Source organism: Streptomyces sp. NPDC048002 (assembly GCF_040653275.1).
Taxonomy (GTDB): Bacteria; Actinomycetota; Actinomycetes; order Streptomycetales; family Streptomycetaceae; genus Streptomyces.
Genome location: NZ_JBEZNL010000006.1, coordinates 76,992 through 89,903 on the forward strand (window position 1 = coordinate 76,992; position 12,912 = coordinate 89,903).

A 12,912-nucleotide genomic window follows, 5' to 3' on the forward strand; every position below is an offset into this window, starting at 1 on the left:
CGTGACCGAACTGATTCCGGCTCCCCGCAAGGTCGCCGAGGGCTCCGGCGAGGTGCGGCTGACCGCGCGCTCCCGGCTCTACGCCGCCCCCGGGACGGAGCGCGCCGGCCACTGGCTGACGGCCGTCCTCAGACAGTCCACCGGGCTGCCGCTGCGCGAGGCGCGGGAGCCGGCCGAGGCCCGCGGCGACGGCATCGCGCTGCTGCTCGACCCGGCACTCGGCCCCGAGGAGTACCGCCTGACCGGCGGCGACGACGGTGTGGTCATCGAGGGCGGCGACGCGGCCGGCGTCGTCCACGGCGCCCAGACCCTGCGTCAGCTCCTCGGCCCCGACGCCCACCGCAGGGCACCGCTGGACCCCGCCCGCGTGTGGGCGGTGCCCCAGGTCACCGTCGAGGACGCGCCCCGGTTCCGCTGGCGCGGCCTGATGCTCGACGTGGCCCGGCACTTCATGCCCAAGGAAGGCGTCCTGCACTACCTGGATCTGATGGCCGCGCACAAACTCAACGTCCTCCACTTCCACTTGAGCGACGACCAGGGCTGGCGCGTCGAGATCAGGAAGTACCCCCGGCTCACCGAGGTCGGTTCCTGGCGGCCCCGCACGAAATTCGGCCACCGCGCCTCACCGCTGTGGGAGGAGAAGCCGCACGGCGGTTACTACACCCAGGACGACATCCGGGAGATCGTCGCCTACGCCGCCGAGCGGCATATCACCGTCGTCCCCGAAATCGACGTACCCGGCCACTCCCAGGCCGCCATCGCCGCGTACCCGGAACTCGGCAACACCGACGTCGTCGACACCGCCTCCCTGGGCGTCTGGGACGACTGGGGAATCTCCGCCAACGTACTCGCCCCCACCGACCGCACCCTGCGCTTCTACGAGGGGGTGTTCGAGGAACTCCTGGAGCTGTTCCCCTCGGAGTTCGTCCATGTCGGCGGCGACGAATGCCCCAAGGAGCAGTGGCGCGGCTCCCCGGCCGCGCAGGCCCGTATCGCGGAACTCGGTCTGTCCGGCGAGGACGAACTCCAGGCCTGGTTCATCGGGCACTTCGACACCTGGCTCTCCGCGCGCGGGCGCCGGCTCATCGGCTGGGACGAGATCCTGGAAGGCGGCCTCGCCCCGGGCGCCGCGGTCTCCTCGTGGCGCGGGTACGGGGGCGGGATCGCCGCCGCCCGCGCGGGCCACGACGTCGTCATGTGCCCCGAGCAGCACGTGTACCTGGACTACCGGCAGGCACCGGAAGAGGGCGAACCGGTACCGATCGCCTACGTCCGCACCCTGGAGGACGTCTACCGCTTCGAGCCGGTGCCCGCGGAGCTGACCGAGGCGGAGGCCCGCCATGTGCTCGGTACGCAGGCCAACGTGTGGACCGAGGTGATGGAGGACCAGGCGCGCGTGGACTACCAGGTGTTCCCCCGGCTCGCGGCCTTCGCCGAGGTGGCCTGGAGCGACCTTCCGGCGCCCGGGGAACGGGACTTCGCCGGCTTCGAGCGGCGCATGGCGGTCCACTACCGGCGGCTCGACGCCCTCGGGGTCGCCTACCGGCCGCCGTCCGGACCGCTGCCGTGGCAGCGGCGCCCCGGAGTGCTCGGCCGGCCCATGGAGGGAACGCCTCCGAAGAGGTAGCGGAGGAACCGCGCCAGGAATCACCGAAGAGTGGCAATTCCCGCCCACCGGCGAAGATGTGCCAAAACGGACCATCTCGCCGGTGAAGTGGGCGAATGCCTCCTAGCGGACCCCCGCGTTCGGCTCCCGCGAAGATGTGCCAGAGTTGCCACGTCCGCCCTGTCAGCACGTACCGTACGGCAGCAACAGGTGGGACCAGGTGGGGCAGCGGGAAGGGGCAGCCGGTTTGACCACGCACGCACCGCAGGCGGGGCAGGCCGTCACGCTGCCCACGACACTCGACGAGGCCGTGGCGGCGCTGACCGCCATGCCCGCCGCCGTCCCCGTGGCCGGCGGCACCGACCTCATGGCCGCCGTCAACTCCGGACAGCTCAGGCCGACCGCGCTGGTCGGCCTCGGCCGGATCAGCGAGATCCGCGGCTGGCAGTACCAGGACGGGCACGCCCTGCTGGGCGCCGGACTCACCCACGCGCGCATGGGCCGCCCGGACTTCGCGGCCCTGATCCCGGCGCTCGCCGCGTCCGCGCGCGCCGCCGGCCCGCCGCAGATCCGCAACGCCGGAACCCTCGGCGGCAACATCGCCACCGCCGCGCCCACCGGTGACGCGCTGCCGGTGCTGGCCGCCCTGGAGGCGACGCTGATCGTCGCGGGGGAGCACGGGGCCCGCCGGGAGATCCCGGTGTCGCACCTGCTGGCCGGGATGGAGATGCTCCGGGCCGGCGAACTCATCGGCTACGTGCGCGTGCCGCTGCTGCACGCCCCCCAGGTCTTCCTCAAGGCGACCGGGCGGACCGGGCCCGGCCGGGCCACGGCCTCCGTCGCCCTCGTCCTCGACCCCGCGCGCCGGGGCGTGCGCTGCGCCGTGGGTGCCATAGCGCCGATGCCGCTGCGGCCCCTGGACGCCGAGAACTGGGTCGCGCAGCTGATCGACTGGGACAACGACCGCGCCATCGTCCCGGAGGCGCTGGCCGCCTTCGGCGAGTACGTCGCCGCGGCCTGCATCCCCGATCCGGTGCCGGCCGAGGACGGCACCGTGGACCCGCTTCCGCCCGCCGTACTGCACCTGCGGCGGACCGTCGCCGCGCTGGCCCGACGAGCACTGGGGAGGGCGCTGTCGTGACCGACGACCAGCACGGAGAGGGCGCCCCGCAGGGGCCCGCCCGCTGGGATCCGCTGCCGCAGGGCGACTACGACGACGGGGCGACCGCCTTCGTCAAGCTCCCCGAGGGCGGCATCGACGCCCTGCTGGCCGGGCTGGACAGCCCCCTGGCCGCGCCCGGCCACGGCTATGTGCCGCCGCCCATCACGGTCACGCCCACCGGCACCGCGGGCACCGACCCGGCGGCCACCGGCACCTGGTCGATGCCCGCGGGCGGCGTCCAGTGGCCCGAGGCGAACACCGGGCACCCGGGCGGCGCGGGTGGTGCGGGCGGTGCGGGTGGTGCGGGCGGTGTCGGCGGCGAGGAGGCCGGCGACGACCGGTTCACCTACCACCCCGGCAACACCGGACAGTGGACCTTCGAGGACGCCTCCGGCGCCGGCGACGCGCCCGGCCACCCGGGCGGCGGCCACCCGGGCGCCGGGCATGACGGCGGCGGTCGTGAGGACGCCGGCCAGCATGTCACCGGGCAGTGGTCGATCCCCCTCGCGGGCGGCGACCTTCCCGACGAATCGGGCGAGTTCACCACGTCGTCGCTGGTGGAGCAGTGGGGCGGCAATGCGCCCGCCACCCTGCCCGGCGGCGCGCCCGCGCCCTGGGCGAACCAGTCGATCGGCGAGCCGTGGGGCCGGCCGGCCGACGCGCCCGCCGAGCACACCGGCGAGCCGGACGCCCCGCACGCGCACGCGCCCGGCGGGCCCGTACCCGCGCAGCACGCGCAGGAGGCCCACGAGGGCGCCCCAGCGGGCTCACAGGGCGCTCCGGAGGCCCGTGAGGCCGACGGGGCCGACGAGGACGCCCACGAGCCGGAGAACGCCGCGGAGGGCCCACAGGAGGCCCCGGAGTCACCGGACTTCGCTGCCACGGGCGACACCGCGGGCACCTCGGAGACCGCGGAGACCGGGGACTCCCCGGACTTCGCCGACGGGGACACCGAGGCGGCCGCCGAGCCCTCCCTGCCCGGGGAGGAACACCCCCTCGCCTCCTACGTGCTGCGGGTCAACGGCGTCGACCGGCCCGTCACGGACGCCTGGATCGGCGAGTCGCTGCTGTACGTGCTGCGCGAGCGGCTCGGTCTCGCGGGCGCCAAGGACGGCTGCTCGCAGGGCGAGTGCGGCGCCTGCAACGTCCAGGTCGACGGGCGGCTCGTCGCCTCCTGCCTGGTGCCCGCCGTGACCGCCGCCGGCAGCGAGGTCCGTACCGTCGAGGGCCTCGCCGTCGACGGACAGCCCTCCGACGTGCAGCGCGCCCTCGCCCGCTGCGGCGCCGTGCAGTGCGGCTTCTGCGTGCCCGGCATGGCGATGACCGTGCACGACCTGCTGGAGGGCAACCCCGCCCCCACCGAACTGGAGACCCGGCAGGCGCTCTGCGGCAACCTCTGCCGCTGCTCCGGCTACCGGGGTGTCGTCGACGCCGTCAAGGACGTCGTCGCCGAACGCGAGGCGCACAGCGCCGCCGACGAGGACGACTCCGAAGAGGCACGGATCCCGCACCAGGCGGGCCCCGGGGCGGGCGGGGTCCACGCGTCGGCGTTCGAGGGCACCGGCTCCCCGGCACCGCATGACCAGGCGTACGGACAGGACGGAGGCCAGGCGTGAGCAACGAAGCCGTCACCGCGCCCACTCCCGCGGAGGCAGCCCCCGCCCCCGAGCCGATCCCGCACGGCCTCGGCGCGTCCCTGGCGGCCGCCGACGCCCGCGCCAAGACCGAGGGCACCTTCCCCTACGCGGCCGACCTGTGGGCCGAGGGACTGCTGTGGGCGGCCGTGCTGCGCGCCCCGCACGCGCACGCGCGCATCGTGTCCATCGACACCAGCCACGCGCGCGAGATGCCCGGCGTGCACGCCGTCGTCACCCACGAGGACGTCCCCGGCACGCCCCTGCACGGCCGCGGCACGGCGGACCGCCCGGTGTTCGCCTCCGAGGTGGTGCGCCACCACGGCGAGCCCATCGCCGCCGTCGCCGCCGACCACCCCGACACCGCGCGCATGGCCGCCGCGGCCGTCATCGTCGAGTACGAGGTGCTCGACCCGGTCACCGACCCCGAACTGGCCTTCGAGGCCGAGCCGCTGCACCCCGACGGCAACCTGATCCGGCACATCCCGCTGCGCCACGGCGACCCCGAGGCGGCCGCCGAGATCGTCGTGGAGGGCCTGTACCGCATCGGCCGCCAGGACCCGGCGCCCATCGGCGCGGAGGCCGGCCTCGCGGTGCCGCGTCCGGACGGCGGAGTGGAGCTGTACCTGGCCTCCACCGACCCGCACGCCGACCGCGATGCCGCCGCCGCCTGCTACGGCCTGGCCCCCGACCGTGTGAAGATCGTCGTCACCGGTGTCCCCGGCGCCACGGCCGACCGCGAGGACCAGGGCTTCCAGCTCCCGCTCGGTCTGCTGGCACTGAAGACCGGCTGCCCGGTGAAGCTGACGGCGACCCGCGAGGAGTCCTTCCTCGGGCACGTCCACCGCCACCCCACGCTGCTGCGCTACCGCCACCACGCCGACGCCGACGGCCGGCTGGTGAAGGTCGAGGCGCAGATCCTGCTCGACGCGGGCGCGTACGCGGACACCTCCGCCGAGGCGCTGGCCGCCGCGGTCTCGTTCGCCTGCGGCCCGTACGTGGTGCCCAACGCCTTCATCGAGGGCTGGGCGGTCCGCACCAACAACCCGCCGTCCGGCCACGTACGCGGAGAGGGCGCCATGCAGGTCGCCGCCGCCTACGAGGCCCAGATGGACAAGCTGGCCAAGAAGCTCGGCGTCGACCCGGCGGAACTCCGGCTGAGCAACGCGCTCGCCACCGGTGACGTCCTGCCCACCGGGCAGACCGTCACCTGCCCGGCGCCGGTCGCCGAACTCCTCCAGGCGGTCCGGGACTTCCCGCTGCCGCCGCTGCCCAAGGACACCCCCGAGGACGAGTGGCTGCTGCCCGGCGGGCCCGAGGGCGCGGGCGAACCCGGCGCGGTGCGCCGCGGTGTGGGCTACGGGCTCGCCATGGTGCACATGCTGGGCGCGGAGGGCGCGGACGAGGTCTCCACGGCGACCGTCAAGGTCCAGGACGGGATCGCCACCGTCCTGTGCGCGGCGGTCGAGACGGGGCAGGGCTTCACGACGCTGGCCCGGCAGATCGTCCAGGAGACCCTCGGCATCGACGAGGTCCATGTCGCCCCCGTCGACACCGACCAGCCGCCCGCGGGCGCGGGCTGCCGCGGCCGGCACACCTGGGTCTCGGGCGGCGCGGTGGAGCGCGCGGCGAAGATGGTCCGTACCCAGCTCCTCCAGCCGCTGGCGCACAAGTTCGGCATGTCCACCGAGCTGCTCCAGATCACCGACGGCAAGATCACCTCGTACGACGGCGTGCTGTCGACGACCGTGACCGAGGCGATGGACGGCAAGGAGCTGTGGGCGACCGCGCAGTGCCGTCCGCACCCCACCGAGCCGCTCGACGAGCACGGCCAGGGCGACGCCTTCGTCGGCCTCGCCTTCTGCGCGATCCGCGCGGTCGTGGACGTCGACATCGAACTCGGCTCGGTCCGGGTGGTGGAGATGGCCCTCGCCCAGGACGTGGGCCGGGTGCTGAACCCCGCCCAGCTGGCGGCGCGGATCGAGGCGGGCGTCACGCAGGGCGTCGGCATAGCGCTCACGGAGAACCTGCGCACCGCCCGCGGCGCGATCCGGCACCCCGACCTGACCGGGTACGCCCTGCCGACCGCGCTGGACGCGCCGGACATCCGGATCGTGAAGCTGGTGGAGGAGCGGGACGTGGTCGCGCCGTTCGGCGCGAAGCCGGTCAGCGCGGCGCCGGTGGTGACCTCCCCGGCCGCCATCGCCTCCGCCGTGCGCGCGGCGACGGGCCGTCCGGTCAACCGGCTGCCGATCCGTCCGCAGGCGGCCGTGGTGACCGGCGGCACGTGAGGCGCTGATCGGGCGTTGTCAGTGGTGCGGCGTAGTGTTCCGAGTGCTTCGCAGTGTCGGGGCACGAACGGGGGAACACCATGATCGCGACGCTGACCAGGCCGGAGCCGCCGCGCTGCGGGGAGCGGCTGCTCACCACGCTGGCCCTGGTCGCGGGCCCGGAGCCGGACCGCCGGGAGGCGTCCGGCCTCGCCGTGTCGGTCCCGCGCAGACTCCTCGCCGAGGAGTTCGGGCGCGGCCGGCTGGTGCGTTTCGAGGACGTCGACTTCCCGGCGACGCTCACCCACGAGCCGACCCGTCGCTTCCTGCGCGAGACGGGCCTGCCCGAGGAGCACGCCCTGTTCCGGCTGGACACGGAGGCGGTGCTGCCGACGCTGACGGAGGCCCACGCGGACGATGCCGCCCCGGACCTCCCGCCCGACGCGGACCACCTGATCGTCCTCGGCCACCTGGACGGGCCGGCGGCCCCCACCACCGTGCTCCTGCACGGCACGACGGGCACCCTGCTGACCCGCACCCCGGCGGACCCGACGCCCCACGCACGGGACGCCGACGTCTCCACCCTGGCCTTCACCCTGTGGCTCCTGCACCGGGATCCGGCGGGAGCCTGACGGACACGACGCCGGGATGCGCCGCACCCGGGACGGGCGGGGGACTTGCGGGCCCTGCGGGACTCGCAGGACCTGGAGGCCGTGGCGGGATTCGAACCCACGTAACTCGCTTTGCAGGCGAGCCCCTGAACCACTCGGGCACACGGCCGTGTTCGGTGATCCGACCGTAGGCGGGCGCGGGGGAGGGGTTCAAGGGATCACCGGGCGGTGCAACAGGACCGCCATACCGCGTTCATGAAACGCGGGTCGGAGGCGGCCGGTCCTACGACCAAGGTCTCAGAGGCGGACGACCTTCGGACAGGGGTAAAAGCGGTGGTTGCGCCTTACGCTGACGGGCATGACCGCCCTCGACCCCCGCGACACCGACGTCGCCCCCGCCGCGCCGCCCGACGCCCTCGGGACCGAGACCGTGCTGAGCCGCTCCTACCGGGCGCTGAGCATCGGGATCGTCTCCGTCGTCCTGCTGATCGCCTTCGAGGCCACGGCCGTGGGCACGGCCATGCCGGTCGCGGCCCGCGAACTGGACGGGGTGTCCCTGTACGCGTTCGCGTTCTCGGGGTTCTTCACCACCTCGCTGTTCGGGATGGTGCTCGCCGGGCAGTGGGCGGACCGGCGCGGCCCCGTCGGGCCGGTGACGGCCGGCATCGCCGCTTTCGCCGCCGGACTGCTGCTCGCGGGGACGGCCGGCGCGATGTGGCTGTTCGTCCTCGGCCGGGCCGTGCAGGGGCTCGGCGGCGGCCTGGTGATCGTCGGGCTGTACGTCGTGATCGGGCGCGCCTACCCGGAACGGCTGCGGCCCGCCATCGTGGCCGCGTTCGCCGCCAGCTGGGTCGTGCCGTCGATCGTGGGCCCGCTCGCCTCCGGCGCCGTGACCGAGCACATCGGCTGGCGCTGGGTGTTCCTCGGGATCCCGGCGCTCGTGGTCTTCCCGCTCGCGCTCGCCCTGCCGCAGATAAGGCAGCGGGCCTCAGGTCCGGTGGCCGGTACGGACCCCTCCTTCGACCGCCGCCGCATCCGGCTCGCCCTCGGCATCTCCCTGGGCGCGGGACTCCTCCAGTACGCCGCCCAGGACCTGCGCCCGCTGTCCCTGCTGCCCGCCGCCGCGGGCGCCGCCCTGCTGGTCCCGGCCGTCCTCGGCCTGCTGCCGCGCGGCACCTACCGGGCCGCCCGCGGGCTGCCCTCCGTCGTGCTGCTGCGCGGCGTGGCCTCCGGGTCGTTCATCGCCGCCGAGTCCTTCGTCCCGCTGATGCTGGTCACCCAGCGGGGGCTGTCGCCGACGCTGGCCGGCTTCTCCCTCGCGGCGGGCGGCCTGACCTGGGCCGCCGGTTCCTGGGTGCAGTCCCGGCCGCGCCTGGAGCCGTACCGGGACCGGCTGACGACGTTCGGGATGGTGCTGGTGGCCGCGGCCATCGCCGCCGCGCCGAGCGTGCTGATCGAGTCCGTGCCGGTCTGGACGCTGGCCGCGGCCTGGGCGGTCGGCTGCTTCGGCATGGGCCTGGTGATCTCCTCCGCCAGCGTGCTGCTGCTGAAGCTCTCCGCGCCCGAGGAGGCCGGCACCAACTCCGCCTCCCTCCAGATCTCCGACGCCCTCTCCAACGTGGTGCTGCTCTCCCTCGGCGGCGCGGCCTTCGCGGCCCTCGGCGGCGGCACGGCGGGCCACGCGGCGGCCGGGGCGACCGGCTCCCACCCGGCGGCCTTCGCGGCGGTCTTCCTGCCGATGGCAGCGGTGGCCCTGGCGGGCGTGTGGGTGACGACCCGCCTCACCGCACGACCGGGCCCGGCCCCCTCGGCGACACCGACGGCCGACGCGATCCCGGAGATCGCCGAGCGGCTGCGGGAGTTGTGACCTCCGTCCCACCCAAGGGCGACCCGGCCCCGTCCGCGCGTTGACGGGGTGCGGGCGCCGGTAGGGTGACCCGGTCGTCGTACGCTGCCGAGAACCGGAGACCGTGACTACTACCGCCGCCTCCACCTCCCACCACCTTTCCCCCGCCTTCCCCGGCCGGGCCCCGTGGGGTACCGCCAGCAAGCTGCGCGCCTGGCAGCAGGGGGCGATGGAGAAGTACATCCAGGAGCAACCGCGTGACTTCCTCGCGGTCGCCACCCCCGGCGCGGGCAAGACGACCTTCGCGCTGACGCTGGCCTCCTGGCTGCTGCACCACCACGTCGTCCAGCAGGTGACCGTGGTCGCGCCGACCGAGCACCTGAAGAAGCAGTGGGCGGACGCCGCCGCGCGGATAGGGATCAAGCTGGACCCGGAGTACAGCGCGGGCCCGCTCGGCAAGGACTACCAGGGCGTCGCCGTGACCTACGCCGGTGTCGGCGTACGGCCCATGCTGCACCGCAACCGCGTCGAGCAGCGCAAGACGCTCGTCATCCTCGACGAGATCCACCACGCCGGTGACTCCAAGTCCTGGGGCGAGGCCTGCCTGGAGGCGTTCGAGCCCGCCACCCGCCGGCTCGCGCTGACCGGCACCCCGTTCCGGTCCGACACCAACCCCATCCCCTTCGTCACGTACGAGGAGGACAACGCCGGTATCCGGCGGTCGGCCGCGGACTACACCTACGGCTACGGGTCCGCCCTGGGGGACGGCGTCGTGCGGCCCGTCATCTTCCTCTCCTACAGCGGCAACATGCGCTGGCGCACCAAGGCCGGCGACGAGATCGCCGCCCGGCTCGGCGAGCCGATGACCAAGGACGCCGTGTCGCAGGCCTGGCGCACCGCGCTCGACCCGCGCGGCGAGTGGATGCCGAGCGTGCTGCGCGCCGCCGACCAGCGGCTGACCGAGGTCCGCAAGGGCATCCCCGACGCGGGCGCCCTCGTCATCGCCTCCGACCAGGACTCCGCCCGCGCCTACGCCAAGCTCATCCGCGAGATCACCGGCAGCAAGGCCACGCTCGTCCTGTCCGACGACACCGGCGCGTCCAAGCGGATCGACGACTTCAGCGAGGGCGACGACCGGTGGATGGTCGCCGTCCGCATGGTGTCGGAGGGCGTCGACGTACCGCGGCTCGCCGTCGGCGTCTACGCCACCACCATCTCCACCCCGCTGTTCTTCGCCCAGGCCGTCGGCCGCTTCGTGCGCTCCCGCCGCCGCGGCGAGACCGCCTCCGTCTTCCTGCCGACCGTGCCGGACCTGCTCACCTTCGCCAACGAGATGGAGGTCGAGCGCGACCACGCCCTCGACAAGCCGAAGAAGGAGGGCGAGGAGGACCCCTACGCCGAGTCCGAGAAGGAGATGGAGGAGGCGAACAAGGAGCAGGACGAGGACACCGGCGAGCAGGAGCAGTTCTCCTTCGAGGCGCTGGAGTCCGAGGCCGTCTTCGACCGGGTCCTCTACGACGGCGCCGAGTTCGGCATGCAGGCCCACCCCGGCAGCGAGGAGGAGCAGGACTACCTCGGCATCCCCGGACTGCTGGAACCGGACCAGGTGCAGATGCTGCTCCAGAAGCGGCAGGCCCGCCAGATCGCGCACAGCCGCAAGAAGCCGGACTCCGAGGCGGACCTGCTGGAACTCCCCGCCGAGCGGCGGCCCGTCGTCTCGCACAAGGAGATGATGGAGCTGCGCAAGCAGCTCAACACGATGGTCAGCGCCTACGTCCACCAGAGCGGCAAGCCGCACGGTGTGATCCACACCGAGCTGCGCCGGGTCTGCGGGGGACCGCCGAGCGCGGAGGCGACCGCGGGACAGCTGCGCCAGCGCATCGCCAAGGTGCAGGAGTGGGCCACCCGCATGCGGTGACCCCCGGGAGCGCGGCGCTTGGCGCTGTACGTAACGGGTGCTGTACGTAACAGGACAAACACCGGCGCGCCGTATCGGCCGTTGCCCGGATTCTGGACGGAGCCTTCCGCTCAGCGGACCGCCTTCGCTAATGTCCCGCTACGCACACGCCCCGTGGCAGCGCCGCCGCGGAGCGCAGCCGTGAAGCGACGCGGTCCGGACTGGCCGGACCGCCGGCCGATCGGCGGCCTCTACAAGCGCGTCGCCGACGGGACTCGGTGACGCATACGCCCGGAGAGCCGCCGACCTCACCACTAAGGAGTGGGCGTCGTGACCGCGGAGACCTCCCAGACGCTCGACCGGGGACTGCGTGTCCTCAAGCTGCTGGCCGACACGGACCACGGGCTGACCGTCACCGAGCTTTCCCACAAACTGGGCGTCAACCGGACCGTTGTGTACCGGTTGCTGGCCACGCTGGAACAGCATGCCCTGGTCCGCCGCGACCTGGGCGGCCGGGCACGGGTCGGACTCGGAGTCCTGCGCCTGGGCCGGCAGGTGCACCCGCTGGTCCGGGAGGCCGCGCTGCCCGCGCTGCGCTCACTCGCCGAGGACATAGGGGCGACGGCCCACCTGACGCTCGTGGACGGCGCGGAGGCCCTCGCCGTCGCGGTGGTGGAGCCGACCTGGACCGACTACCACGTGGCCTACCGCGCCGGGTTCCGGCACCCGCTGGAGCGCGGCGCCGCCGGCAAGGCGATCCTCTCGGCCCGCCTCCAGCCCGAGGAGGAACCCGGCTACACCCTGACCCACGGCGAACTGGAGGCCGGCGCGAGCGGAGCCGCCGCCCCGCTGCTCGGGGTCACCGGCGTCGAGGGCAGCGTCGGCGTGGTCATGCTGGCGGACGCGGTACCGGAGCGGGTGGGCCCGCGGGTGATGGACGCGGCGCGGGAAGTGGCCGAGGCCCTGCGCTGAGGCCCGCGCACCGCGCCGGGGGGCTACCGGGACGGGTGGCCGGGACCGCGCCGAGGGGGCGCCGGGGGCGCCGGGACGGGTGGCCGGGACAGCGCGGGCGGCGGCCACGTTAGATTGACTCCGTGCTCTCTCGTCTCTCCCGTCCCCGGGCCCTCGCCGTCTGCGCGCTTCCGGTCGTGGGCCTGCTGGCCGCCGCCGCCCTCGTACCGCTGCCGTTCGCGCTGACGCAGCCCGGCATGACGGCGAACGTACTGGGCGAGAACAAGGGCGAGCCCGTGATCACGATCTCCGGCGCCCCCACCCGGGACACCACCGGGCAGCTGCGGATGACGACCATCGAGGCCACCGGGCCGGACGTGGACGTCTCCCTGGGCGACCTGCTCGACTCCTGGTTCCGCACCGACCGCGCGGTGATGCCCAAGGACGCCGTCTACCCCGGCGGCAAGAGCACCGACGAGATCGAGGAGTACAACACCGAGCAGATGCGCGAGTCCCAGGACGCCGCCTCCGAGGCCGCCCTGAACTACCTCGACCTCGACCCCGCCGAGGTCAAGGTCGACCTGGAACTCGCCGACGTCGGCGGACCCAGCGCCGGTCTGCTCTTCTCCCTCGGCATCGTCGACAAGCTGGACGGCGACGGCACCGGCGGCGACCTCACCGGCGGCCGCACCATCGCCGGTACCGGGACCATCGACGCCGAGGGGAAGATCGGCCCGGTCGGCGGGGTCGCCCTGAAGACGCAGGCCGCGCACCGGGACGGCGCCACCGTGTTCCTGGTCCCCGAGGCCGAGTGCTCCGACGCGCAGGCCGAGCTGCCGAAGGGGCTGCGCCTGATCCCGGTCACCACCCTGAAGACCACCGTCGACTCCCTGATCGCCCTGGAGTCCGGCAAGGGCAAGGTCCCGAGCTGCTGA

Annotated in this window: 9 protein-coding genes and 1 tRNA gene; 9 read left to right on the forward strand and 1 reads right to left on the reverse strand. The window is 74.1% G+C overall.

Going from position 1 to position 12,912, the window contains the following annotated elements; genetic code table 11:
- Position 1: 1 nt before the first annotated feature.
- The 5 genes from AB0E07_RS10915 to AB0E07_RS10935 all read left to right on the forward strand — a co-directional run bounded on the left by AB0E07_RS10915 (position 2) and on the right by AB0E07_RS10935 (position 7,304).
- Positions 2 to 1,627 carry a beta-N-acetylhexosaminidase gene (locus AB0E07_RS10915; protein ID WP_362248443.1) on the forward strand — a complete coding sequence of 542 codons (1,626 nt, stop codon included), beginning with the start codon at positions 2 to 4 and terminating at the stop codon, positions 1,625 to 1,627.
- A 226-nt stretch (positions 1,628 to 1,853) separates the two neighbouring features.
- On the forward strand, positions 1,854 to 2,747 hold the full coding sequence (locus tag AB0E07_RS10920) for an FAD binding domain-containing protein (RefSeq protein WP_362248446.1): 894 nt from the start codon (positions 1,854 to 1,856) through the stop codon (positions 2,745 to 2,747).
- The gene (locus AB0E07_RS10925) at positions 2,744 to 4,384 is read left to right on the forward strand and encodes a 2Fe-2S iron-sulfur cluster-binding protein (RefSeq protein WP_362248449.1); all 1,641 of its coding nucleotides are present in this window, start codon (positions 2,744 to 2,746) and stop codon (positions 4,382 to 4,384) included. The genes AB0E07_RS10920 and AB0E07_RS10925 overlap by 4 nt, the downstream gene beginning before the upstream one ends.
- Positions 4,381 to 6,693 carry a molybdopterin cofactor-binding domain-containing protein gene (locus AB0E07_RS10930; protein WP_362248451.1) on the forward strand — a complete coding sequence of 771 codons (2,313 nt, stop codon included), beginning with the start codon at positions 4,381 to 4,383 and terminating at the stop codon, positions 6,691 to 6,693. Before AB0E07_RS10925 ends, AB0E07_RS10930 begins: the two co-directional genes overlap by 4 nt.
- Before the next feature lie 80 nt (positions 6,694 to 6,773).
- Positions 6,774 to 7,304: an SUKH-4 family immunity protein gene (locus AB0E07_RS10935; RefSeq protein WP_362248454.1), complete on the forward strand. Its 531-nt coding sequence runs from the start codon at positions 6,774 to 6,776 to the stop codon at positions 7,302 to 7,304.
- A 73-nt stretch (positions 7,305 to 7,377) separates the two neighbouring features.
- Here the strand turns inward: AB0E07_RS10935 and AB0E07_RS10940 are convergent.
- Positions 7,378 to 7,452 (reverse strand) — tRNA-Cys (locus tag AB0E07_RS10940).
- 189 nt (positions 7,453 to 7,641) lie between these two features.
- On the opposite strand from AB0E07_RS10940, the gene AB0E07_RS10945 reads away from it, so the two are divergent.
- The 4 genes from AB0E07_RS10945 (at position 7,642) to AB0E07_RS10960 (ending at position 12,912) form a co-directional block, all read left to right on the forward strand.
- Complete coding sequence (locus AB0E07_RS10945) at positions 7,642 to 9,150, forward strand: MFS transporter (RefSeq protein WP_362248456.1); 1,509 nt, start codon at positions 7,642 to 7,644, stop codon at positions 9,148 to 9,150.
- A 103-nt stretch (positions 9,151 to 9,253) separates the two neighbouring features.
- Positions 9,254 to 11,047 (forward strand): DEAD/DEAH box helicase, encoded by a 1,794-nt coding sequence (locus AB0E07_RS10950; RefSeq protein WP_362248459.1) that lies wholly within the window; start codon positions 9,254 to 9,256, stop codon positions 11,045 to 11,047.
- A gap of 309 nt (positions 11,048 to 11,356) precedes the next feature.
- On the forward strand, positions 11,357 to 11,998 hold the full coding sequence (locus AB0E07_RS10955; protein ID WP_362248462.1) for a helix-turn-helix domain-containing protein: 642 nt from the start codon (positions 11,357 to 11,359) through the stop codon (positions 11,996 to 11,998).
- A gap of 122 nt (positions 11,999 to 12,120) precedes the next feature.
- Positions 12,121 to 12,912 (forward strand): S16 family serine protease, encoded by a 792-nt coding sequence (locus tag AB0E07_RS10960; RefSeq protein WP_362248464.1) that lies wholly within the window; start codon positions 12,121 to 12,123, stop codon positions 12,910 to 12,912.